Origin of the sequence: Streptomyces sp. WAC05374 (genome assembly GCF_004353505.1) — a bacterium.
Classification (GTDB): domain Bacteria; phylum Actinomycetota; class Actinomycetes; order Streptomycetales; family Streptomycetaceae; genus Streptomyces.
The window spans coordinates 37,853-61,863 of record NZ_SMNQ01000029.1 but is presented as its reverse complement, the minus strand read 5'-3'; the positions used below and the strand labels follow the sequence as shown (position 1 = coordinate 61,863).

The following is a 24,011-nucleotide window of genomic DNA, read 5'->3' as shown; positions in this document are numbered from 1 at the left end:
TCCGTTTTCCGTTTCCGCCACCCGCTGGAGCGGGCTGCCGGGCCGTTCTCCGCTTTCGCGTTTCCCTTTCCGGCGGTTCCGACTCTATCAGATCCTTTCGGGCCTGATTCCCAGTCAGAGGGGGTTGCCTTTCCGGCTGTTGGGCCGTTCCGACGTTTCAAACTCTAGCGGATTTCCCGGGCGACTCATAATCGAGTCTTTCGAAACGAATTTCGGCATGCCGAAAAGTGTCCCGGTCGGGAGTCCGTGCTGAGTTTGGTTGCCGCGTTCGCGGCGGGATTGGCTGCCGCAGAACCGTTACGGCTCCGTGGCAACCCGAAGAACTTTACGCATCGGGCAGGGGGGTGTCAACCCCGCCAGGACACCGACTAGTCGAGACCCTGCAGGCGGCCGCCGGCGTCCGGCTGGGTGTGCTCCACGCGGCGCAGCAGGCGGATCAGCATGTCCCCGAGTACCCCTCGCTCCTCGGTCGAGAGGTCCTGGAGGAGCTCCTCCTCGAAGGCGGTCGCCATGCGCATCGCCTCCAGCCACTTCGTCCGGCCCTCGTCCGTGAGCTCGACGATGACCCGCACCCGGTTGGTCTCGTCCCGGTCGCGCGTGACCAGGCCGTCGGCGGCCATGCGGTCGATGCGGTGGGTCATGGCCGCGGGGGTGAGGCCGAGGCGCTTGGCGAGGTCGCCGGGGCCCAGGCGGTAGGGCGCGCCGGACAGGACGAGGTGCTTGAGGACCTCCCACTCGGCGTTGCTGATGCCGAGCTCGGCGACCTGGCGGCCGTACGCGACGTTCATGCGGCGGTTCAGCCGGCCCAGGGCCGAGACCACCTTCTCGACCTGGGGGTCGAGGTCGCGGAACTCGCGCTGGTAGGCGGCGATCTGCTCGTCGAGGCTCGGTTCCTGCGTGTCGGACATGCGGGGAGTATCCCACGGCACTCGTTCGCCTTGAAGTCCTTCAATGTGTACAGTTAAGCATCGAACTTTAGTGTTGAAGTCTTCAGGACTGAGTCCTACAGAGCCGAAGTAGGTGAGTGTGACCAAGGCGATGGGCGCGGCGATGCGCCGGATCCAGGCAGGGAACGTGCTGAGCGCGTTCGGGCTCGGGTTCACCGTTCCGTATCTCTATGTGTATGTGGCTCAGGTGCGGGACCTGGGCGCCGGTACGGCGGGGGCCGTGCTGGCGGTCTTCGCCATGGCCGCCCTGGTCGTCCTCCCCTTCACCGGGCGGGCCATCGACCGTCGGGGGCCGCTGCCCGTGCTGGTGGGGGCCTCCCTGCTGGCCGCCGTGGGGGCTCTGGGCATGGGCCTGGCGGGCAGCGTCACGACCGTCGTGGGTGCGGCGGCGCTGCTGGGTGCCGGTACGGCCGTGATGCAGCCGGCGCTCGCGACGATGATCGTCTGGTGCTCGTCCACGTCGACGCGTACCCGCGCCTTCGCCATGCAGTTCTTCCTCCAGAACCTGGGGCTCGGCATCGGCGGTCTGATCGGCGGGCAGCTCGTCGACGAGAGCCGGCCGGACAGCTTCCTGCTGCTCTTCTCCATCGAGGCCGCGATGTTCCTGGTGCTGGCCGGGATCGCGGCGACCGTGAGGATGCCGCGTACGCCGGTGATCTCGGACGCGCGGCCGGAGAGCCGGGGCGGCGGGCTGCGGGCGCTGCTCGGGCACCGGGCGATGGTGCAGCTCTGCGTACTGGGGTTCGTGCTGTTCTTCGCCTGCTACGGACAGTTCGAGTCGGGGCTCGCGGCGTACGGCACGGAGGCGGCCGGTATCGAGCCGTCGGCGCTCGGCATGGCCCTGGCGGCGAACACGGCGGTCATCGTGGTGGCCCAGTTCCTGGTGCTGCGGTTCGTGGAGCGGCGACGGCGGACGCGGGTGATCGCGTGGGTCGGGCTGATCTGGACAGTGGCGTGGCTCTTCGCGGGGTACGCGGGTCTCGGGCACGGCAGCCAGGCGATGGCGACGGCGGCGTTCATGGCCACGTACGGGCTGTTCGGGCTCGGCGAGGCGATGCTGTCGCCGACCGTGGCGCCGCTGGTGGCCGATCTGGCGCCGGAGTCGGCGGTCGGGCAGTACAACTCGGCCTTCGCCCTGGTCAAGCAGCTCGCGCTGGCGGTCGGCCCGGCCGTGGGCGGGCCGATGGGGGCCGCGCTGCACGGGCCGTACATCGTGACGTTCGTGCTCTTCTCGCTGGGCATCACCGTGCTGGCGCTGCGGCTGGGGCGGAGGCTCACCCCGGTGCAGGACCACCCGTACCTCGTGGCGAAGTCCCGGGTGGTCGCCCAGCACCGCCCGGAGCAGCCGGTGGAGGCGGCGGCCTAACCGGGCAGGGCGAACTCGCACCAGACGGCCTTGCCGCCCCCGGGTGTGCGGCGGCTGCCCCAGGACGAGGCGATCGTGGCGATGATCGAGATGCCGCGACCCGCCTCGTCCTCCGTTTCGGCGCGGCGGCGGCGCGGCAGGTGGTCGTCCCCGTCGGTCACCTCGATGATCAGGCGCCGGTCGGTGCGGCGGAGTCTGAGGCGCATGGGCGGGGTGCCGTGCTGGAGGGAATTGGCGACCAGCTCGCTGGTGGCCAGGACGCCCAGGTCGCGCAGCTCCACCGGGAAGCGCCAGCTCGAGAGGACCCCGGAGGCGAAGGCACGCGCGCGTGGAGCCGCTTCGACGCCGCCCAGCAGGTCGAGGGCGGCGTTGTGGAACAGCTCCGCGTCCGGTCCCGAGCGGGAGGGGTGCTGGAGGACCAGGACGGCGACGTCGTCGTCGTGCTCGGCGGTCACGCCCAGGGAGCGCAGCAGCCGGTCGCACACCACCTGGGGGCTGCCGGTGGCGCCCGCCAGGGCGCGCTCCAGGGCGGCGACGCCTTCGTCGATGTCCTCCCGGCGGCGCTCGACCAGGCCGTCCGTGTAGAGGACGGCGGTGGAGCCGGGCGGGAGGGCGATGGTGCCGGAGGTGTGCAGCCAGCCGCCGGTGCCGAGCGGGGGGCCGGTCGGCTCCTCGGCGCGCCGCACGGTGCCGTCCTCGTCGCGGACGAGGATCGGCAGGTGCCCGGCGGAGGCATAGACGAGCCGGCCCTCGTTGGGGTCGTGGACGGCGTAGACGCAGGTGGCGATCTGGCTGGCGTCGATTTCCGCGGCGAGCCCGTCGAGGAGCTGGAGCACCTCGTGGGGCGGGAGGTCGAGCCGCGCGTAGGCCCGTACGGCCGTGCGGAGTTGACCCATGACGGCGGCCGCCCGGACGCCGCGGCCCATGACGTCGCCGATGACGAGGGCGGTGCGGCCGGCGCCGAGGGTGATGACGTCGTACCAGTCGCCGCCGACGGCCGCGTCCGTACCGCCCGGCTGGTACGTGGCGGCGACGCGGAGGTCGTCGGGCTGCTCCAACTCCTGCGGCAGCAGCGAGCGTTGCAGGGTGACGGCGGTCTCGCGGTGGCGGCGCTCGCTGGCGCGCAGCCGCTCGGCGGCCTCCGCGTGGTCGGTGACGTCGGCGGCGTGGACGAGGACGCCGGACTCGGCGCCGCGCGTGTCGACGGGGAGGCAGGTGACCGTGTACGAGCCGCCGGCGTGTGTGCGGCGGGACTTGACCGTGCGGGGCTTCCCGCTGCGCAGCACCTGGTCCATGAGCGGCAGCAGGCCCAGCTCGGTCAGCTCGGGGCAGGAGGTGGCGACGGCCGCGCCGGGCGGGCGGGGGCCGAAGGCGGTGGCGTAGGCGTCGTTGACGTACGCGACGCGGTGGTCGGTGCCGTACGTGAGGGCGACGAGGCCGGGGAGGCGGCCGAGGAGCTCCCGTACGGAGAAGTCCTCCAGGGCGGGGACGTCGTCGGGCACGGGCTCGAGCTGCTGGTCGGACTCACCCCGCGCGGCGGGTACGGAGTCCCCCCGCTGCGCCGGCGAGACCCCATGGCCGGTGCCTCGCGCGGCGGCGCGGCGCTGCGTACCGGGGAGCCGGGCGCTCCAACGCGTGAAGTTCACGGATCTGTATGCCTCATGGTGTCGTTGCCGTGCGTTGCCGTGCGATGCCGTGCTGAGTCACTCTGTGCAGGTGTGAGCCCACCTATGGTCACACGTCCAGTGTGACCGACCGCACTGACAAGAGGCGTCTGTCGTGACTCCGCCTCGTCAGTGGCGCCCTCGGCGGCGCCTTTCGCGGCCCCCGGTCAGTCGGACTTCGCTCCGCCGTCCGCGGTTCCGCCCTTCGACGCCTCGTCGTCGGGTTCGGGCGGCGGGGGTCCGGCGGCGAGTTCGAACTGGGCGCGCGGGTGCTCCAGGGAGCCGAGGGAGACGATCTCCCGTTTGAACAGGCCGGCGAGGGTCCACTCGGCCAGCACGCGCGCCTTGCGGTTGAAGGTGGGGACGCGGCTGAGGTGGTACGCGCGGTGCATGAACCAGGCGGGGTAGCCCTTGAGTTTGCGGCCGTAGATGTGGGCGACGCCCTTGTGCAGGCCGAGCGAGGCGACGGAGCCCGCGTACTTGTGGGCGTAGTCCTTCTGCGGCCGGCCCTGGAGGGAGGCGACGAGGTTCTCGGCGAGGACCTTGGTCTGGCGCACGGCGTGCTGGGCGTTGGGCGCGCACTCCCGGCCCGGTGTGCCCGCGGTGACGTCCGGCACGGCGGCGGCGTCCCCGGCGGCCCAGGCGTGGTCGACGCCCTCGACGCTGAGGCGGGCGGTGCATTTGATGCGGCCGCGCTCGTCGAGCGGGAGGTCGGTGTTCGCGAGGACGGGGGCGGGTTTCACCCCGGCGGTCCACACGACGGTACGGGTCGGCAGGCGGGTGCCGTCGCTGAGGACGGCGACCCGGTCCTCGCACGACTCCAGGCGCGTTTCGAGGCGTACGTCGATGTTCCTGGCCCGCAGCTCGCGCACGGTGTACTTGCCCATGTCCTCGCCGACCTCGGGGAGGATGCGGCCGGTCGCCTCGACGAGGACCCATTTCAGGTCCTGCGGCTTGATGTTGTGGTAGTACCGCGCCGTGTAGCGGGCCATGTCCTCCAGCTCGCCGAGCGCCTCGACGCCGGCGTAGCCGCCGCCGACGAAGACGAAGGTGAGGGCGGCGTCGCGGATGGCGGGGTCGCGGGTGGAGGAGGCGATGTCCATCTGCTCGATGACGTGGTTGCGCAGGCCGATGGCCTCCTCGACGGTCTTGAACCCGATGGCGTAGTCGGCCAGGCCGGGGACCGGGAGGGTGCGGGAGATGGAGCCGGGCGCGATGACCAGTTCGTCGTAGGTGAGCCGGACCGGTCCGGTGCCCTCCTCCTCGGTGGCGAGGGTGGTGATGGTCGCCGTGCGCTTGGCGTGGTCGACGGACGTGGCCTCGCCGATGACGATGCGGCACTTGTCGAGGACCCGGCGCAGCGGCACCACCACGTGCCGGGGCGAGATGTTGCCCGCCGCGGCCTCGGGGAGGAAGGGCTGGTACGTCATGTACGGGTCGGGTGTGACCACGGTGATCTCGGCCGAGCCGCTTCTGAGCCGGTCCTTGAGGTGCCGCTGGAGGTGCAGGGCGGTGTACATCCCGACGTAGCCACCGCCGACAACGAGAATGCGCACAGGTTCGGTCACCTTCCCATGACGCAACGGGCTTCGGGGTTTGTCCACAGGCCCGGCAAATTGTGTGACCGGAGGCCGGGTGGGGCCTGGGGTGGCGCGGGAGGTGCGTGTGGGGGAAGGTGCCCAGGTCAGGGGGTGGGAGGGGGGTGGCGGGAGGGGGCAGAATCGGGACCGTTCCGGTCCTTGCTCCGATCGGGGGGCGCACCGGTCGGAACTGCCCCTTCTGAATTGACCTCGACTCAACTATGTTCGTATGTCGTCGGGGAGTCGGGACGCTGCGCATGACCTGAGCGCGCGGTCCGGGCCCCGGTTGTCAGGGTGGGGGAGTCTCCGGGGGGAGACACATCATTACCGGGGGAACAATCATGCATATTCAGGATTCCCGTTGGTCGACCGCTGTCGCGTCGTCGTCCGCTTCGTCGTCCTCGTCCGTGGAGGGGCTCGGCGGCGGGCTGAACGGCAGGGTCGGGGCCGGCGGGCCGTCGAGCCGTACGGCGCCGCTGCGGGTGGACGCCCAGCGGAACCTCGAGCACGTGCTGCGGGCCGCTCGGGAGGTGTTCGGCGAGCTCGGTTACGGGGCGCCGATGGAGGACGTGGCGCGCCGGGCGCGCGTCGGGGTCGGCACGGTCTACCGGCGGTTCCCCAGCAAGGACGTGCTGGTGCGCCGGATAGCCGAGGAGGAGACCTCCCGGCTCACCGAGCAGGCGCGTGCGGCGCTGGGCCAGGAGGACGAGCCGTGGTCGGCGCTCTCCCGGTTCCTGCGGACGTCCGTGGCCTCGGGCGCGGGCCGTCTGCTGCCGCCGCACGTGCTGCGGGTGGGCGTGGACGAGCCGGGCGCGGTTCCGGCCGGAGCGGTGGCCGCCGGTGTGGACGAGGCGCGGGTGCCGCAGCAGCGGGGCGTCCCGGTGCCGGCCGTCCAGGCCGTGTCCGCGGTCGCGGGCCAGCCCGAGCTGCGGGTGGTCCCCTCGCGGGCCGTGCCGGCGGCCGAGCCGGACGACGCGGGCGCGTCGGAGCTGCTGGAGGTCGTGGGGCAGCTCGTCGACCGGGCCCGCGAGGCGGGTGAGCTGCGCGGCGACGTGACGGTGGCGGACGTGCTGCTGGTCATCGCCACGGCGGCACCCTCCCTGCCGGACGCGGCGCAGCAGAGCGCGGCGTCGGCACGGCTGCTGGACATCCTGCTGGAGGGGCTCCGGTCGCGCCCGGTGTGAGGGGCGGGGCGGGGGACGGTTCGGGCCCGCGTTCGGGTGGTTTCCCCGGATGAGTGGTTGACGGGCTCTCGCCCCGGTCGTGCGCCGTGCTCTGTGGCACTCTTGCCCGGTGTCCGGGTCTGAGCAGGGGTACGGGGGCTTCCGCGATGAGCGGTGAGGGTCGCGGAGAGCCGCTCGGGAGCGGAGCAGCGGCCGGCGGTGCGGCCACGCCGAAGGTGCCGAGCCAGGGCGGGCGGCGTGAGGCGCGCGAGGCCGGCGACGACTCCGTACTGCCGCCGCCCGTCGAGCTTCCGCCGTCGGACGCCGAGCTGGTCCAGCGGATGCGCGAGGGTGACGACACCGCGTACGAGGAGCTGTTCCTGCGGCACTCCGGGGCGGTGCGGCGCTACGCCCGTACGTGCTGCCGGGACGCGCACACCGCGGAGGACCTGACGGCGGAGGTGTTCGCGCGGACGCTCCAGGCGGTGCGGGGAGGCGCGGGGCCCGAGCACGCCGTGCGCGCCTACCTGTTGACGACGGTGCGGCGCGTGGCCGCCGCGTGGGCGAGGACGTCCAGGCGTGAGCAGCTCGTCGAGGACTTCGCGGTGTTCGCCGCGCAGGCGGTGCGCGCCTCGGAGCTGTCGGACGGCGACACGCTGGAGGTGGGCGCCGACGTCCGGGCGATGCACGAGGCCGAGCAGTCGCTCGCGGTGCGGGCCTTCCGCTCGCTGCCGGAGCGGTGGCAGGCGGTGCTGTGGCACACCGCGGTCGAGGAGGAGTCGCCGAGCGAGGTGGCGCCGCTGTTCGGGCTGACGGCCAACGCCACGGCGGTGCTGGCCAGCCGGGCCCGTGAGGGGCTGAGGCAGGCGTACTTGCAGGCGCATGTGAGCCGGTCGCTCACCGCCGGCGGCGACTGCGCGCTCCACGCGGACCGGCTGGGCGCGTACGCCCGGGGCGGGCTGCGGACGCGGGCGGAGCGGGGCCTGCGCAAGCACCTGGAGGAGTGCGCCCGCTGCCGGCTGGCGGTGGGCGAGCTCCAGCAGGTCAACTCCGGGATTCCCGCGCTGCTTCCGGTCGCCGTCATCGGCTGGTTCGCGGCCGGGTACTCGCTCAAGGCGGCCGGGCTGGTGGCCGGTGGCGCCGCGGGTGCGGCGGGTGCCGGCGCGGGCGCGGCGGCCGCGGCGAGCGGTTCCGGGGCCGGGGCGTCGGGCGGGGCGTCCGGGGCCGCCGGTGGGGCCGCCGCCGAAGGGCTCGGCGCCCCGGCGAAGGCGGGCCTCGCCGTCACGGTGGCCGTCACCGCCGTCGCGGGTGTGGTGTGGGCCCTGTCCGGAAGCCCCGCGCCCGTGTCCGCGCCCGAGGCCCGCCCGCCCGCCGCCGAGCCCGTCGTACCCGCCCCCGCCGAGCCGGCTCCGCCGCCGCCCACCCCCGCGCCGAAGCCGCCCGCGCCCGGCCCCGTTCCGGGCGGACCCGCGCCGTCCGCCGCCCCCGCGTCCACCGCGCCCGCCCCCGCCGCACGGCGGCCCTCCCCGTCCCCGACGCCACCGCCGAAGGCCGCGCCCCCGCCCGCCCCGCCGCCCAGCCCCGCGCCACCGGCCCCGGCACCACCGGCCCCGAAGCCGACGCCTCCCCCGCCGCCACCGCCGCCACCGCCGCCACCGCCGGCCGTCTACCAGGTGAACCAGCTCGACTACGGGCTCCACGGCGACCACACCGGGCCCGAGGTCCGGCTCGGCGCGTCGAGCTGGATGTGGCAGCGCTGGGGCATGTCCGTCGGCGGCGAGCGGTACGGGCACGGCGTGACCGTGCACGCCCGGTCGTCGCTGACGATCGATCTCAACCGCCGCTGCTCGGCCTACGAGGCGTTCGCCGGCGTGGACGACATGGCCCTGGGCCTGGGCGCGGTGCGGTTCTCCGTGTACGGGGACGGCACCCGGCTGTGGCGGTCGCCGGTGCTGCGCGGCGGCGACCGGGCCGTACCGCTGCGCGTGGGCATCGCCGGGCACAGGACCATCCGGCTGGTCGTGGAACCGGACCCGGCCGCCCCGCTGAGCGCCGTGGCGCCCGCCGACTGGGCGGAGTCCCGGATCAGTTGCGGCTGACGCCCCGGGCGGTCACGACCGGAGGGTGGGGCGCGGCGGCACGCCGGCCGCCACGGCGCGCCGGCGCGGTGCCGCCGTGCCCGTCCAGCAGGTGCCCCGGCGGGCCAGGAGGCGGCGCAGCCACAGCTCGGTGGAGACCAGGTCGGCCAGCCCGTCCAGCGGGACCGGCTCGCCCTCGGTGGCGGCCCGCAGCGCCTTGCGGACGACCCGGGCCTCGATCAGGCCCGCGTCGGCGAGCAGCGGCGCGTCGAAGAGGGCCATGAGCTGCGGCAGCGCGGCGCGCAGCCCGGCACGGTGGGCGGCCGCCGCCGGGGCGTGGGAGGTGGCGCCCCAGGTGGGCGGCAGGTCGTGGATGCCCGCGCCCGCGAGGACGGTGCGCAGGATCGCGGCGCGGGCGCCGGGCTGGACGCGCAGCGATTCGGGCAGGTCGCGGCAGGCGCGGACGACCTGGTTGTCGAGAAAGGGCGAGTGGAGCCGCTGGCTGCGGATCTCGGCGGCCTGCTCCAGGATGCGGTGGTCGGCGGCGTACCGGGCGAGGGCGGCACGCGCGCGTGCCTCGCCCGGGCGCTGGACCGAGGTGGGCCTGGTGGCCGCCTGGTTGAGGCGAACCGATACTTCAGCGAGGGCCTCGCCCGTCAGCCAGCGTGCCGCGGGCCCGGGCCGGGCCCAGGCGAGGGCGGCGAGGGAGGCGCCCAGCGGGCCGCCGGGGGCACCCGGGCTGCGATTGGCCTCCAGCAGCCGGTCGGCGGCCGACTCCAGGCCCGCCCGGTAGGGCGTCCGGGCCAGCCTGCGGGCCGCCCGGTAGACGGTGAGCGGGACGAGCAGCGAACCTGCGGACGGCCCGGTCGCCTTGGCGAGAGCGGTGACGGGCCGCAGCAGATGGCGCCGTCTGCGGTCCATCAGGAGGTCGGCCAGGCGCGCGGGGTGGGCGTCGAGCACCTGCCGTGCGCCCTGCCCGGTGAAATGGTCGGCGCTGCCCGCCGCGAGGCGCCGCCGGTGCCGCTCGGCCATCACCAGGGAGGGGCCCGGCTCGTCGGTGAGGGGGCCTTCCAGTTCCGCGTACGGCAGGGCCTCCTCGGAGGCGGCGACGACGACGTGGTGCAGCCGCGGGTTCTCGGCGATGGCACGGGCCCGTGCCCGTTCCGCCTCCGCGTCCCGCCCGCCCGTGGCCAGGTCGTTGAAGGTGACGGCGAGCAGCCGCTCGCCCGCGCCCGTGCCGTGCCCCAGGATCGTGCCCGGCACGCCCGGCAGGCCCGCCGCGAGCAGGGCGAGCGTGCCGGAGGCGCTGCCGCCGGAGAGGTCGGCGCCGATGCCGGGGGCGGGCGCGCCCCGGGCGGCGCGCCGCTCGGCGGGGCCCATGCCGGGGACGGGCCCGGGGTCGGGCGGCAGGGTCTCGGGGGCGTGCCGGGGGGCGGTGAGGCGGGCCCGTACGGCTTCCACGAGGGCGTCGCGCACCCCGTCGACGGCCCGGTCGGGGTCGATCTGGGGGGCCGCGACGGCGAGCGAGGCGACCGGCTCGTACCCGGTGATCTCCCGCGAGCCCTCCCGCAGCACCAGGGCGTGGCCGGGCGGGACGCGTTTGACGCCCGCGTACGGGGTGGAGTCGCGCAGCGCCTCGGGGGTCTCGGGGCAGGCGAGGAGGGCGGCGAGGTGGCCGATGTCGAGCTGGGCCTCGATGAGGTCGGCGAGGGGGAGGGCGGCGGTGGCGTACGCCGTGCCGTTGGCCCAGGGGGTGTGGAAGACGGGCCGTGCGCCCGCCAGGTCGCCGGTGACGATGATGCGGCGGCCGACCTGCGCGACGGCGGTGTAGCTGCCGGGCCAGGCGGTGAGGTGGCGCATGGCGCCGCCGCGTGCGGCGAACAGCCCGACCCTGAGCTGGTCGTCGCTCGCCGCGCAGCAGCCGAGGACGGCGAGCCGGGTGATGGGGTCGACGGTGACGACGCGCACCTCGTCGGGGCGCCAGTCGCCGACCGCCCACAGCGGATCGGGGTCGCCCCACAGGAGCTGGGCGCCGACGGGGTGCACCGTGCCGTTCTCGTCATCGGTCCCGACGGCCCCCGCCGTACCGAAGCTCGCGGCGATACTGCTCCACCCCACCAGCCACCGCATCGCCGCCTCCACAGCCTGTGGACAACTCAGCACTCCCGACGGAGACATGCTGCCACGACAACGGCGCACAGGAGGGGCTACGGGCCGCGCCCCGTGAAATGGGAACGCGCCCCTGGCATTGGCCAGTTGGTCACGGTAGGAGGGAAGGTTCGGCCGACCGGCCGATGGGCATCATTCAGCCAATCTCCGCGCCCGCCCTAACCGTACATTTGTCCACACACCTACTCACAAGCTCAGTCCGGGAGGCGCTGTCCGCCTCCCGGACCGGTCCGCCACCCGCGGGGATTGAGGCGGCGGTGTCCCCCAGCCCACCGCTTCCAGTACGGCGGGCCGACCCACGCAGCACCCATGGAAGCGCTCCCCCGCCGCACCGGGCAGAGCGCACGGGCGGGCGCACGGCCACACGCCCGGAGCACGGCGAGGGCACGGTGAGAGCACGACGGCCGGGCGCGTCCCGGCACGAGCCGCCCGCGCGGCCGGACGAACGCACAACATCTCGCCATACGGAACACCGCCCCTTAACGGTGGGGATGCGGCGAACTACGCTGGGTTTACGAATGCCGCGCGCCTATGCCTGGCGTCGCGGCGGCCGTTCTGTGGGTCGAGGGGTGGCGCATGTCCAGGGAGCAACGCGGGCCGAACGAGAAGCTCGGCACCGTTCTCGCCCTCGCGGGAATCAGCAACGCCGGCCTGGCCCGGCGGGTCAACGACCTCGGGGCGCAGCGCGGTCTGACCCTTCGGTACGACAAGACGTCGGTGGCCAGGTGGGTGTCGAAGGGCATGGTGCCGCAGGGCGCCGCACCGCACCTGATCGCGGCCGCGATCGGGCAGAAGCTGGGCCGTCCGGTCCCGCTGCACGAGATCGGCCTCGCCGACGCCGACCCGGCGCCCGAGGTGGGGCTGGCCTTCCCGCGCGACGTGGGCGAGGCGGTGAAGTCGGCGACCGACCTGTACCGGCTGGACCTGGCCGGGCGGCGGGCCGGCGGTGGCGGGATCTGGCAGTCGCTGGCCGGTTCCTTCGCGGTCAGCGCCTATGCGACGCCCGCCTCCCGGTGGCTGATAACCCCGGCGGACTCCTCCGTGGAGCGGTCGGTGGCGGCCGCGCCGGACGGCGCCGCCGACGAGGCGGGCGCGGTCCGGGTGGGCCACAGCGACGTGGCGAAGCTGCGGGAGGCGGCGGAGGACGCGCGCCGCTGGGACTCCAAGTACGGCGGCGGGGACTGGCGTTCGTCGATGGTGCCCGAGTGCCTGCGGGTGGACGCGGCACCGCTGCTGCTCGGGTCGTACTCGGACGAGGTGGGCCGTGCGCTGTTCGGGGCGACCTCCGAGCTGACCAGACTGGCGGGCTGGATGGCCTTCGACACGGGCCAGCAGGAGGCCGCCCAGCGGTACTACATCCAGGCGCTGCGGCTCGCGCGGGCGGCCGCCGACGTGCCGCTGGGCGGGTACGTGCTGGCGTCGATGTCGCTCCAGGCCACCTACCGGGGCTTCGCCGACGAGGGCGTGGACCTGGCGCAGGCGGCCCTGGAGCGCAACCGGGGCCTGGCCACCGCGCGGACCATGTCCTTCTTCCGGCTGGTGGAGGCCCGGGCGCACGCCAAGGCCGGTGACGGCGCCTCCGCCGGGGCGGCGCTGCGGGCCGCCGAGGGCTGGCTGGAGCGGTCGCGGGAGGGCGACGCGGACCCGTCCTGGCTGGGTTTCTACTCCTACGACCGGTTCTGCGCGGACGCGGCGGAGTGCTATCGGGACCTCAAGGCCCCGCGCCAGGTGCGCCGCTTCACGGAGCAGGCCCTGTCGCGGCCGACGGAGGAGTACGTCCGCTCGCACGGTTTACGGCTGGTCGTCAGCGCCGTCGCCGAGCTGGAGTCGGGCAACCTGGACGCGGCCTGCGCCGCCGGCACGCGCGCGGTGGAGGTGGCCGGGCGGATCTCCTCGGCGCGTACCACCGAGTACGTACGGGACCTGCTGCACCGGCTGGAGCCGTACGGGGACGAGCCGAGGGTGGCGGAGCTGCGGGAGCGGGCGCGCCCGCTGCTGATGGCTCCGGCGTGAGCCACGTCCCACCTGGTTTATCGCCGTTGTCAGTGGGCCAGTGCACTATCTGGGGTGGGAGGTGGCACAGGTGTCCGCGTACGGCGGTATGGGCTTCGGCCGGTTCGACTGCGACGTGCTCGTGATCGGCGGCGGGATCGTCGGGCTGTCGACGGCGTACGCGATCACGCGCGCCGCCCCGGGCACACGGGTGGTGGTGCTGGAGAAGGAGCACGGCCCGGCGCGGCACCAGACCGGGCGCAACAGCGGCGTGATCCACAGCGGGATCTACTACCGGCCGGGCTCGCTCAAGGCGCGGTACGCGGTGCGGGGCGCGGCCGAGATGGTGAAGTTCTGCGCCGAGTACGGGCTGCCGCACGAGGTCACGGGCAAGCTGATCGTCGCCACCGAGCGGGCCGAGCTGCCCCGGCTGCACGCGCTGGTCCAGCGCGGCCGGGAGAACGGCATTCCGGTCCGCGAGCTGGGCCCGGCGCAGATCACCGCGTACGAACCGCACGTGCGCGGCCTGGCCGCGATCCACGTCGGCACCACCGGCGTGTGCGACTACGGCGCGGTGGCCGCGCAGCTCGCGGAGGCGTCCGGCGCCGAGATCCGGTACGGGGCGGAGGTCACCGCCGTGGACCGCCGCCCCTGGGGCGTCGCCGTGCGGACGGCGTCCAGGGCGGTCGTGCGGGGCCGGGTGCTGGTGAACTGCGCGGGGCTGCACTGCGACCGGGTGGCGCGGCTGGCGGGCGACGACCCGGAGATGCGGATCGTGCCGTTCCGGGGCGAGTACTACGAGCTGGGCCGGCCGGAGCTGGTGCGGGGCCTGGTGTATCCGGTGCCCGATCCGGCGTTCCCGTTCCTGGGCGTGCACCTGACGCGCGGCATCGACGGAGGCGTCCACCTCGGGCCGAACGCGGTGCCCGCGCTGAGCCGCGAGGGGTACGACTGGACGGTCGTCCGGCCCGGCGAGCTGGCCGGGACCCTGGCGTGGCCCGGTTCCTGGCACATCGCCCGCCGCCACTGGCGGTACGGCGCCGGTGAGCTGCACCGGTCGGCCTCGAAGCGGGCGTTCACCGAGGCGGTGCGGCGCCTGCTCCCGGAGGTGGTCCCCGAGGACCTGCACCGCGCCCCGGCGGGCGTCCGGGCGCAGGCCGTCCTGCGGGACGGCACCCTGGTCGACGACTTCCTGATCCGCGAGGCCCGCCGGACGGTCCACGTGCTGAACGCCCCGTCCCCCGCGGCGACCGCCTCCCTCCCCATCGGCCGCGAGGTCGCCCGGCGGGCGCTGGCGCACCTGGACTGACGCCGCCGGCGGGGCGCGGGCCGGGGGTGCCGGGAGCACGGGGGGATGCCGGCCGCGCGGAGGGAGGCCGGGAGCACGGGAGAGGCCGGGAGCGCGCCCGGGCGATGCCCGCCGTCCCGGGGGCGCCGTAGACTTCGGTCATTGTGTCTGAATCCCGTGAAACCGCCTCGCCCCGCCGGCCCAAGGGTGAGCCCCGCTTCCCCGAAGGACCCGCGCCCGATCCCGCCGGGTCGCACTTCGAGCGGCGCATCCGCAGCTTCCAGCCCCGGCGCAGCCGTGTCACGCCCGGGCAGGGCGACGCGCTGCGGCGGCTGTGGGGCGTGTGGGGGCTGGACATCGACGGCCGGCGCACGCTCGACCCGGCCGAGATGTTCGGCGGGCTGCCGGTCGTGCTGGAGATCGGGTTCGGCATGGGCGAGGCGACCGCGCAGATGGCCGCCGACGACCCCTCGACCGGCATCCTCGCCGTGGACGTGCACACGCCCGGCCAGGGCAACCTCCTGGCCCTCGCCGAGAAGGCCGGCCTGACCAACGTACGCGTGGCCAACGGCGACGCGATCATCCTGCTGCGCGAGATGCTCACGCCCGACGCCCTCGACGGCGTCCGCGTGTACTTCCCCGACCCCTGGCCCAAGAAGCGGCACCACAAGCGCCGGCTGATCCAGCCGGAGTTCCTGGACCTGGTGGCCACCCGGATGAAGCCCGGCGCCGTGCTGCACTGCGCCACGGACTGGGAGCCGTACGCCGAGCAGATGCTGGAGGTGCTCACCGCGCACCCCGGCTTCGCCAACACCGAGCCCGGCGGCGGCTACGCGCCCCGCCCCGCCTTCCGGCCGCTCACCCGGTTCGAGGGCCAGGGCCTCGACAAGGGGCACGTGGTGCACGACCTGCTGTTCCGGCGGGTGTGACGACCGGCTCGTGTGACGACCCCCGCACCGGTAGCAATGCCGTCGCGGAGTGTCAGTGGCGGTCGTTAGGGTCGATCGCGTGTCCCACTCGTCTGCGCAAGCCCAGTCGCCGTATCCGGCCGTCCCGGCGTATGAACCACAGCCGTCGTTCGACGCCGTGCCGGAGCGCGCCCGCTGGCGCTACAAGCCCCGCCGCGCCCTGTGGCGCAGCAAGGTGGTGCGGGCCTCCGCGGTCGTCATCGTGCTCGCCCTGTGCGGGCTGGTGATCCTCGCCCTGGTGCGGGAGCAGACCGGCACGGAGGGCTTCCTCGTGGGCCTGGGCCTGGCCCTGCTGCCGGTTCCGCTGCTGATGGCCGCGTTCCGCTGGCTGGACCGGGTCGAGCCCGGCCCGTGGAAGAACCTGCTGTTCGCCTTCGCGTGGGGGGCGTGCGCCGCCGCGCTCGTCGCGATCGTGGCCAACACCTTCGCGACCCGCTGGATAGCCACCGCCACGGCCGACCCGTCGTCCGCGGACACGCTCGGCGCGACCGTCATAGCGCCGATCGTGGAGGAGAGCGCCAAGGCGGCCGCCGTGCTGCTCATCTTCGTCTTCCGCAGACGGGACTTCACCGGGATCGTCGACGGTGTCGTCATCGCCGGGTTCACCGCCACGGGCTTCGCCTTCACCGAGAACATCCTCTACCTCGGCAACGCCTTCGGGGAGGACCAGCAGATCGGGGCCTCGGGGCTCGCGTCCGTCACGGCCGCGACCTTCTTCGTACGGATCGTGATGTCCCCGTTCGCGCACCCGCTGTTCACGGTGCTGACCGGCATCGGCTTCGGGATCGCCGCGATCACCGCGCGCCGCAAGCGGGTGCGCCGGGTCGCGCTGCCGCTGCTGGGGCTCGCCCTGGCGATGGGCATGCACGCGCTGTGGAACGGCTCGGCGGCGCTGGGGCCGTGGGGGTTCTACGCCGTGTACGGGGCGTTCATGGTGCCCGCGTTCGGGCTGCTGACGTGGCTGGCGATCTGGTCGCGGCAGCGGGAGCTGCGCACGATATCGGGCGAGCTCCCGGCGTACGCCGCGGCGGGCTGGCTCACCCCGGCGGAGCCGCTGGCGCTCGCCTCGATGCGGGCACGCGGGCTGGCACGCGGGTACGCGGCGCGCTGCTTCGGTCCGGCGGCCGCCCGCGCGGTCGGGGAGTACGAGGCGTTCGCGACGTCGCTGGCGTTCCTGCGCCACCGGGCCCGCCGGGGCGTGGTGGGCGCGGACTTCATGGCGCGCGAGCAGGAGCTGCTGCACCACCTGTGGCAGCGCAAGGAGGTGGCGGGCCCCGCCCTGACGTACGCGGCGCAGGCCACCGGCAAGGTGTGGACGCCGCCTCCGTACCTCAACTACGGCGGCGGCTACAACCCGTACCGGTACTAGGAACGACCGGCAGCTCCGGCGTCGGGGGGTGTGCCGCCGGAGCTGCCGGGGTCCTCGGTTCCGAGGCGGCAGGGCTCAGACGGTGAGGCCCTTGCCGCGCAGCCACGCCAGCGGGTCGATCCCGTCGCCGCCCGGGGTGTGCACCTCCAGGTGCAGGTGCGGACCGGTGACGTTGCCGGTGGCGCCGACCCGGCCGATGGTCTCGCCGGTGGCGACCGTCTGCCCGGCGCCGACCGTCATGGACGACAGGTGGCAGTACCAGACCTCGGTGCCGTCCTCCAGCTCCAGGACGATGCGGTAGCCGTACGAGCCCGACCAGCCGGCCGACTTGATGGTGCCGCCGTGGACCGCCTTGGCCGGCGTGCCCGTGGGCGCGGCCAGGTCGAGGCCGGTGTGGTAGCCGGAGGACCACATGTTGCCGGCCTGGCCGTAGGTGGAGGTGATCGTGTACGAGGAGGTCGGCAGGGACCAGCTCCCGGCGAGCTTGGCCAGCCGCTCCGCCTCGGCCGCCTCGGCCGCCTTCGCCGCCGCGGCGGCCTCGGCCTCGGCCTTCGCCTTCTCCTCGGCGGCCTGCTTGGCGGCCAGTTCCTCGGCGGCGGTCTGCTGGGCCTTCGCCTGCGCGGCGGCCTGTTCGGCGGCGGCCGCCTCGGCCGCGGCCTTCGCCTCCGCGTCGGCGGTCGCCTGCTGGTGCTCGGCCTGCTGGAGGATGCGGGCGCGCAGGGCCTCGCCCGCGTCCGCGCCCTGCTGCCCGGTGGCGTCGGCGGAGGCGGCGGTGAGCGGCCCGGCCTCCGTCGCGCCTTCGTCGGCGCCGGAGTCACCCGCGTCGTCGGACATCAGGGAGCCGAGTCCGGGCAGGGAGTCGGCGTCCGGGAGGTTGTCGGTGACGACGTCGGGCAGGGATATGGAGACCGCGGGCTTGTCCTGCGCGGTGGCCATGCCACCCGCGCCGACCGCCGCGATCACGCCGACGCCGAGGACGGTGGAGCTACGGGCCAGGCCGCCGCGCTGCTTGGCGATGCGGTGCCGGCCACGGACGGGGCGGACGGTCTCCTCGGTGGGGTTCCATTCCTCCCACTGCGCGTTTACGGGCGCGGCATCCGGGACACCCGAAGTGTGGAACGAGACGGTCGAGCCGTACGGGGCTTCGGGGGCAGGCCTGTTGGACGCCACGGAGGCGCACTCCTTTCCTTCCTTCTCGCCTACCGGGTTAGCTGACGGGTTCGGAGCAGGAAGGTCTCCTACGGGCCAGGTTCGGCCCGATTCACCCCAAAAGGTGGTTCCCCGGTTCCCTCACGGAATTCGGCGCACGCGCACGGTGCCGTCTCTTGCGACGGCTGGGACGACCGCGCTGCGTTATCGAACGTTAATAGACGCGGGCTCGAGATTCCAAGCTGTTCCTACTGATCATTAACTGGATGCGGCCGGGATGTACTGGCCCACAATCGGGCACAACCGGGCGAGTTGATCGCGCATCAGGAAGATTCACCGACCACATAAGTTCTGACGCTGCGTCAAGTGCTAAGCGGAGTGACACCCACCGATCACGCACCGTACCGACGGCGTCCTCCGCCCGCCCCGCACCGCCCGCCATCACGCCCGCCCCCGCGACCCCTACGGCACCACCGGCATCGTCCGGCGCCGCTCCGGCTGCCCCTCCGCCGGCCGGCTGACCGCCAGCAGCGCCAGGTCGTCCGTCGCCCCGCCACCCGTATACCGCCGTACGTCGCTCACGAGCGCGTCCAGCACCGCGTCGGGCCCCGGGAAGAGCCGTCCCGACAGCCGCGCGACCGGATCGTAGAAGACCCCCGCCGCGTCCCGGGCCTCGGAGAGCCCGTCCGTGTAGAGCAGCAGCGTCGCCCCCGCCGGGAAGGGCACCTCGAACGCCCGGTCCGGCCACGCCCCCAGCTCGGCCATCCCCAGCGGAAGCGCGGGCTCCACCTGCTCCAGCAGCGCCACGCTCCCGTCCGCGTACAGCATCAGCGGCTCCGGGTGCCCCCGGTCCACCACCCGCACCACGGCCTCCCCGCGCACCACCTCCGCCAGCACCGCCGTGGTGAACCCCTCGAAGGCGTCCAGCCCGTCCCGCCGCGTGCCCTCCCGGGCCAGCGCCCGCTCCAGCCGCTGCGCCACACCCTCCAGCGAGCTCTCCTGCTCGGCCGCCTCCCGGAACGCCCCGATGACCACCGCCACCGCCTCGACCGCGCCCAGGCCCTTGCCCCGTACGTCCCCCACCACCAGCCGCACCCCGTACGGCGTGTCCTGCACGGCGAAGAGGTCACCACCGATGAACGCGTCCTCCTGCGCCGCCTCGTACCGCGCCGCCACCTGGAGCCCGCCGATCCGCTCGGCCGGCGTCGGCAGCACGGCCCGCTGCGCGGTCTCGGCGATCACCCGCGCCGAGGCGAGCCGCTCACCACTGCGCCGCACCACCCGGTTGATCAGCAGCGCCAGCGCCGCGACCACCACCACGGTGAGGATCTCGGTCAGCGCCTGCACCTCGCCCAGGGTGCCGTTGCCGAGGTGCAGGAACAGCACGGCCAGCACCGCGAACGAACCCGACAGCAGCGTGGCCCACACGGCGAACAGCGGCGCCGCGACGAGCGGGGCGGCGGCGAACAGCGGTGCGGCGGTGAAGCGCGGCGGGGTCGACAGGTCGTACGCCACACCTCCCGCGATCAGCAGGGCGGGCAGCGCGCGAACGAACCGCCGGGCCCCCTCGCGCCCGCCGCCGTCGTCCCGGCCTCGCTGCCCCAGCACTGGTCTCCTGCCCGCTCCGCCCACGGCTGCGGACCGTACCGCGCCCCACCCAGGCTCCCCGGAGCCGCGCCGCGCGGCGACCCACCGTCCGCCGACCGAGCGACGACACCCCGGCCCCGGACACGACAAAGGCCCGGTGCGCAATGCACCGGGCCTTTGTCATCAGTAGCGGGGACAGGATTTGAACCTGCGACCTCTGGGTTATGAGCCCAGCGAGCTACCGAGCTGCTCCACCCCGCGTCGGTGAACACCACCTTACGCCATCCGGCGCACGGTTCCTAACCAATATCCCGGCGAACCCACTGGTGACGGTCCCAGCACGCTCACGTCCCCGCCGATTTCCTCCCCGGGCGGGCCATGAACACCGGCGTGAAAGGACGCCAGGCGCTCGGGGCGAGGGGGGGCCGGCGGGTCGACTTTCATGCCGGCGCCAACGAATGGTTCCGGTGGGCCACTGCCGTTCTTTCACGACCCCACTCCGCCCAGCCCGTCGGTGAGCGTCCGCACGGCGCTGCCGCAGTCGTCGACACCCAAGTCCCGGCGGGCCGCGCGCCGTCCGGTGGGCGCTCCTACGGGCTGCGGCCCGGCCGGAACATCCGGTCGGGCCGCGGGACACGCGGGTCGGGGCGGGACGAAAGCCGCCCCGATCGGTAGGCCGTGTGGGACTCGAACCCACAACCAACGGATTAAAAGTCCGCTGCTCTGCCAATTGAGCTAACGGCCCTCGGCAGGACACCCCTGAGCATAGCCCCACGGCGCCCGGCATCCGATCGGGTATCGGGTCAACGGGCGCCGTCGTGCCGCCGGGCGGGGCGGGAGCGTCAGAAGAGCGCCGTCGCGATGGGGAGTGCGGTACGCCCAGGCCCTGGGCCTCGCCCAGCGGGTCGCGGTCGGAGGCGTCGAAGGACCCGACGAGCTGTTCGCCCCGCCGGGTGTCGTTGACGACGATGTACGGCCCCGCCGCCCCCACCACCAGGTCGGGCGCCTCCCACCGGCCGAGCGCGGCATGGCTCTTGGGCACCTGCCCGCCCGAGGCCTCCTGGTCGCCGAGCGGGGTGCTGTAGCCGACGCGGCCGTCACCGAGCGCCCACAGCCGGGACTCGAAGCCGTCGCGCTGCTCCCCGGCCTGCGGCCCGCACGGCCACCGCACCCAGAAGCCGGAGTCGGCGGTCCGGCGGGGGCCGGGCTCGACGGAGCCGGTGGCCGGCAGGTCGTACTCGTACAGCCCCCGCCATTCCTCCGGGTCGGCCCAGCCGGTCACGGTGAGCCTGCAGCCGCCGAGGGCGATCCGCTCGGCCCGGGCCGGGCCGCCCTGCCAGGTGCCGAGCGTGATGACGGCCTCGTCGTCCCCCGCCGGAGCGGCGGAGGCCGGGGGCGCGCCCAGGGCGGCGACCGTGGCCGCGAGCGCCGTCGCGATGGGGAGTGCGGTACGCCGTGCCGTGCGGGTGATCATGATCAGCCCCCTGGTGGCCGCCTGAACCTCGTGGAGGTGAGGACCACCCGCACGGCACGACGGTTGTACCCGGGCTCAGAAAAGGCCCTTGTACCCCTGCCAGCCGGTCCCGATCCTGGCCGTCGAGCCGAACGACCCGGTGCCGTGGCCGCTGTTGCGCAGCAGGTCACCGGCGGCGTTGCGGGAGATCAGGTCCGCCTTGCCGTCCTTGTTCAGGTCGCCGACGCCGACGAAGGCGTTGCGGCCGGTCGCCCAGTTGTTGCCGAACACCAGGGCGCGCGCCTTGAGCGTGCCCGTCGCCGTGCCGTTCATCCGCCACAGCGAGTTCGCGCCGTCCACGGCGAGCAGGTCGCCGGCGCCGTCGCCGTTGAGGTCCCCGGCACCGACGACGGCGCGGTACGCCTTCCAGTTGGTGGCGATCCGGCCGCGCGCCTTGAGCTTGCCGGCGCCGTCGTCCGCGTACAGGTAGAGGTCGCCCGTGGTCGTCTGACGCGCCACCAGGTCCATCCGGCCGTCACCGGTCAGGTCGCCGGGCGAGGTCAGGACGTTGAACTGCGCCCACACCGTGCCGAGCGAGGTGTACGGGGCCGTCGGCACCAGCGGCTTGCCGCACCCGGGCCGGTAGGCCCGCAGCTCACCGTTCGGCATCCGCACCAGCACGTCGTTGCACCGGTCGCCGTTCAGGTCCCCGAAGGGCACCACGACCGCGGAGGTGGACCAGCCGCTGCCGCTCACCGCGCCGGACAGCGTCCCCGTGCCCGTCCCGTACCGGACCGCGAGGGTGCCGGCCGAGCTCAGCGACACGAGGTCACCGACACGGTCGCCGTTGTGGTCGCGCCGCGCCGGCGGGGTGACCGGGGCGACGGTGGCGCCGGACAGCGTGACCGTGCCGGTCTGGGTGAGGGCGGCGCCCTGCCCGTCCGCCGGGACCGCCGTCAGCGTCCAGGTGTACGCGCCGTCGGCGACCGCCGCGCCGTTCGCGTCCTTGCCGTCCCAGGCGGCGCCCAGGACGCCCCGGGCCTCGCCGCCCGTCAGGGTGCGCCGCACGGTACCGGCGGCGTCCTTCAGGGTGAGCTGCCAGGAGGCGGCGGGCTTGGACAGCCACCAGCGGGGCTTGAAGGGCGTGGCACCGCCCTTGACGTCCTGGGCGGCCGGGACGTCGGCGTCGATGCGGGCGATCGGGGAGGCGGGCACGCCCGCGTCCACGACGCGGATGTCGCCGTCGGTGGTGGCGGTGAGGGCGATCCGCCCGGCCGCGGCGTCGACGGCGTACTTGTACTCCCGCTCGTTGTCCTCGGCGACGCGGTGGGTGGCGACGTGCACGGGCTGGGCGCCGCGGATGTCGGTCACCTTGACGTCGAAGCCGCTGCCCCACACCACATAGCCGTCACCGAGCTCGGAGACCGGCTCGGAGGTCGCGTGGTTGACGTTCTTGTCGAGGTCGAAGACGCCGCTCTTGGCGGGCCATCCCGCGCAGTCCCAGCTCAGCCACTGCGCGGTCACCTTGATGGACTCGGCCTTGCAGCCGCTGCCCAGGTTCACGGTCCGCTTCACCGCGCCGGTCCTGGCGTCGTAGCCCTTCACCGTGCCGGCCACCTCACCGGCGGCCCAGACGGTGTCCCCGTACAGGTCGGAGTCCAGCGCCCTGACGGCGGGGAAGGAGGCGAGCTGCTTGCCGGTGTCGAGGTCGACCGTGATCAGGCCCGTGTACGAGCCGTCGGGGCGGTCGCCGTGCGCGGTCAGGTAGCGCCCGGACGCGTGCACCGCCTCCAGCCGGGCGAGGCCGGCGGTCACCGGGGTGCCCTGGGTGGCACCGGGCCGCCACAGCAGCGGGAACCGGCCCTGGTTGGAGTCCGGCCGGAGCAGCAGGCGGCCGTCGCCCGTGGCCGTGATCTCCGGGCACCCCTCGCTGTCGGTGCAGCCGGTGAGGTCCATGCCGAGCGTGCCGAGGTCCTGCGTGGCACCGGCCGCCAGCGCGCCGGCGACCGACATGGTCCGGGTGCGGAACGCGTTGCTCAGGTCCGTCATCCGCTCCAGCGAGTACAGCGTGCCGTTGGCGAAGCCGAAGGAGCGCGGCATGGACGTCATGGGCCTGATGCCGGTCAGTCGGGTGACCGTGGGCGCCGAGTCCGTGAGGCCGACGAGCTGGACGCCCAGCGCGTCGGCGCTGTCCCCGCCGACCAGCAGCAGCTTGGTGCCGTCGGGCGTGGGCTGCGCGTGGGCGCGTGCGTACGCGAGGACGGTGGTCTCGGCCCCTCCGGTGAGCGGCACGGTCACGACGCGGTACGGGGCGGTCCCGCCCAGCCCCGACTGGCGGGCAACGAACGCCTGCTCGCCGATGATCCCGAGGAGCCTGTCGCCCTGCTGGTACGGCAGGTCCGCGGTCCGGGCCTGGGCCAGCGCGCCCCCGGGCGTCACGCCGTCCTTGGCGTAGAAGGCGACCTTGCCGTCCACGGTCCACTCCACGACGTGGCCGGGGGTGAGCACGGTCGAAGCCGTCCCGGCGGTCGTGGTGCGGGCGAGCTCCCGCACCTGTCCGCCGCCGATCCACACCGGACGGGTCACACCGTCCTTCCTCGAGGACGTCACCATCCCGTCGGCACCGGCCGACTGGATTTTGTACGGCCGTTCGGCCCCGGCCGGCCAGCCGGTCACCTGCGTGCTCGCGACCGTGCCGCCGGACAACTGGTGCGTGTGCCACTCGGGCTCGGCGGTGCTGCTCGCCTGGCTGTACGTCACGACCGTGGAGCCGTACGCACCGACGTACCGGTGGCCGGAGGGCACGTCGACGTACTGGTTGGTCCCGGCGACGGGGTCGAACAGCCGGACGCGCCCCGCGCTGGTGGGGCCGGTCCCGAGCGCGGCGATGACATCGGAGCCGGCGCCGTAGGTGGCGCCCTCCTCCGGGCCCTCGGCCGTGTTGTACACGGGATGCGTCGTCCCGGAGTACGTGGACCAGAAGTGGCCGCGGCCCTCTTCGTACCGCAGGTAGCCGGTCGGGCCGGCGGAGAGCGGGATCACGCTCCTCGGGTGGGCGGCCGGGGTGGCCTCGAAGACGACGCCCGGCGCGTCGTCGGCGACCGCCGGCGAGGCGAGCGGCCCCACCCCGGAAACAAGCGTCACCGCCGCGACGGCGGCGATGGAATGGCGTATGAGAGCGCGTCGGGGCACTCAGGTCCTCCCCAGGAAAAGTGCAGAGTGCGCGGGGAGTCGTGCA

The 24,011-nt window shown here is 74.2% G+C and carries 15 protein-coding genes, 2 tRNA genes and 1 riboswitch; of the genes, 8 read left to right on the top strand and 9 right to left on the bottom strand.

All coding sequences use genetic code 11. The features are described 5' to 3' along the window. Window positions 1-368 precede the first annotated feature (368 nt). Window positions 369-908, bottom strand: a complete 540-nt coding sequence (locus E2B92_RS31560) for a MarR family winged helix-turn-helix transcriptional regulator (protein WP_126889278.1) — start codon at window positions 906-908, stop codon at window positions 369-371. A gap of 142 nt (window positions 909-1,050) precedes the next feature. Here E2B92_RS31560 and E2B92_RS31555 point away from each other — a divergent pair, with 142 nt between their 5' ends. Beyond that, complete coding sequence (locus E2B92_RS31555) at window positions 1,051-2,313, top strand: MFS transporter (RefSeq protein WP_126889279.1); 1,263 nt, start codon at window positions 1,051-1,053, stop codon at window positions 2,311-2,313. Here the strand turns inward: E2B92_RS31555 and E2B92_RS31550 are convergent. Continuing rightward, window positions 2,310-3,959 (bottom strand): ATP-binding SpoIIE family protein phosphatase, encoded by a 1,650-nt coding sequence (locus E2B92_RS31550; RefSeq protein WP_126889277.1) that lies wholly within the window; start codon window positions 3,957-3,959, stop codon window positions 2,310-2,312. The genes E2B92_RS31555 and E2B92_RS31550 overlap by 4 nt on opposite strands. A gap of 185 nt (window positions 3,960-4,144) precedes the next feature. Beyond that, window positions 4,145-5,545 (bottom strand): NAD(P)/FAD-dependent oxidoreductase, encoded by a 1,401-nt coding sequence (locus E2B92_RS31545; protein WP_126889276.1) that lies wholly within the window; start codon window positions 5,543-5,545, stop codon window positions 4,145-4,147. A 353-nt stretch (window positions 5,546-5,898) separates the two neighbouring features. On the opposite strand from E2B92_RS31545, the gene E2B92_RS31540 reads away from it, so the two are divergent. Together E2B92_RS31540 and E2B92_RS31535 are read left to right on the top strand one after the other, a co-directional pair. Continuing rightward, window positions 5,899-6,741 carry a TetR/AcrR family transcriptional regulator gene (locus E2B92_RS31540; RefSeq protein ID WP_126889561.1) on the top strand — a complete coding sequence of 281 codons (843 nt, stop codon included), beginning with the start codon at window positions 5,899-5,901 and terminating at the stop codon, window positions 6,739-6,741. A 146-nt stretch (window positions 6,742-6,887) separates the two neighbouring features. Then, complete coding sequence (locus E2B92_RS31535) at window positions 6,888-8,819, top strand: sigma-70 family RNA polymerase sigma factor (RefSeq protein ID WP_133087780.1); 1,932 nt, start codon at window positions 6,888-6,890, stop codon at window positions 8,817-8,819. Between the two features lie 12 nt (window positions 8,820-8,831). Here the strand turns inward: E2B92_RS31535 and E2B92_RS31530 are convergent, their stop codons facing one another. After that, on the bottom strand, window positions 8,832-10,928 hold the full coding sequence (locus E2B92_RS31530) for an asparagine synthase-related protein (protein WP_133087779.1): 2,097 nt from the start codon (window positions 10,926-10,928) through the stop codon (window positions 8,832-8,834). Between the two features lie 615 nt (window positions 10,929-11,543). Between E2B92_RS31530 and E2B92_RS31525 the strand changes: the two genes are divergently transcribed. From E2B92_RS31525 to E2B92_RS31510, 4 genes are all read left to right on the top strand, one after another. Then, window positions 11,544-12,980, top strand: coding sequence for an MFS transporter (locus tag E2B92_RS31525; RefSeq protein WP_126887485.1), 1,437 nt, complete (start codon window positions 11,544-11,546; stop codon window positions 12,978-12,980). A gap of 88 nt (window positions 12,981-13,068) precedes the next feature. Beyond that, window positions 13,069-14,268, top strand: a complete 1,200-nt coding sequence (gene lhgO / locus E2B92_RS31520; RefSeq protein WP_133087782.1) for an L-2-hydroxyglutarate oxidase — start codon at window positions 13,069-13,071, stop codon at window positions 14,266-14,268. Window positions 14,269-14,411: 143 nt separating this feature from the next. Continuing rightward, window positions 14,412-15,176: a tRNA (guanosine(46)-N7)-methyltransferase TrmB gene (trmB, locus tag E2B92_RS31515; RefSeq protein ID WP_126887484.1), complete on the top strand. Its 765-nt coding sequence runs from the start codon at window positions 14,412-14,414 to the stop codon at window positions 15,174-15,176. 79 nt (window positions 15,177-15,255) lie between these two features. Beyond that, window positions 15,256-16,584 carry a PrsW family intramembrane metalloprotease gene (locus E2B92_RS31510; protein ID WP_126887483.1) on the top strand — a complete coding sequence of 443 codons (1,329 nt, stop codon included), beginning with the start codon at window positions 15,256-15,258 and terminating at the stop codon, window positions 16,582-16,584. Between the two features lie 75 nt (window positions 16,585-16,659). Here the strand turns inward: E2B92_RS31510 and E2B92_RS31505 are convergent, their stop codons facing one another. From E2B92_RS31505 to E2B92_RS31490, 4 genes are all read right to left on the bottom strand, one after another. Beyond that, window positions 16,660-17,754 (bottom strand): M23 family metallopeptidase, encoded by a 1,095-nt coding sequence (locus E2B92_RS31505; RefSeq protein ID WP_126887482.1) that lies wholly within the window; start codon window positions 17,752-17,754, stop codon window positions 16,660-16,662. Between the two features lie 11 nt (window positions 17,755-17,765). Next, window positions 17,766-17,899: riboswitch (cyclic di-AMP (ydaO/yuaA leader) on the bottom strand. Window positions 17,900-18,195: 296 nt separating this feature from the next. Then, entirely contained in the window at window positions 18,196-19,338 is a 1,143-nt protein-coding gene (locus E2B92_RS31500; protein ID WP_126887486.1) for a PP2C family protein-serine/threonine phosphatase, read from the bottom strand. A 169-nt stretch (window positions 19,339-19,507) separates the two neighbouring features. Further along, window positions 19,508-19,581, bottom strand: a tRNA-Met gene (locus tag E2B92_RS31495). A 411-nt stretch (window positions 19,582-19,992) separates the two neighbouring features. After that, window positions 19,993-20,065: transfer RNA gene (locus E2B92_RS31490), tRNA-Lys, on the bottom strand. 607 nt (window positions 20,066-20,672) lie between these two features. Here E2B92_RS31490 and E2B92_RS32790 point away from each other — a divergent pair. Beyond that, on the top strand, window positions 20,673-20,819 hold the full coding sequence (locus E2B92_RS32790) for a hypothetical protein (protein ID WP_160159811.1): 147 nt from the start codon (window positions 20,673-20,675) through the stop codon (window positions 20,817-20,819). Between the two features lie 50 nt (window positions 20,820-20,869). Here E2B92_RS32790 and E2B92_RS31485 read toward each other — a convergent pair whose 3' ends face one another. Then, a complete protein-coding gene (locus tag E2B92_RS31485) occupies window positions 20,870-23,917 on the bottom strand; it encodes an FG-GAP-like repeat-containing protein (RefSeq protein WP_126887481.1) in 3,048 nt (1,015 codons plus the stop codon). Window positions 23,918-24,011 lie beyond the last annotated feature (94 nt).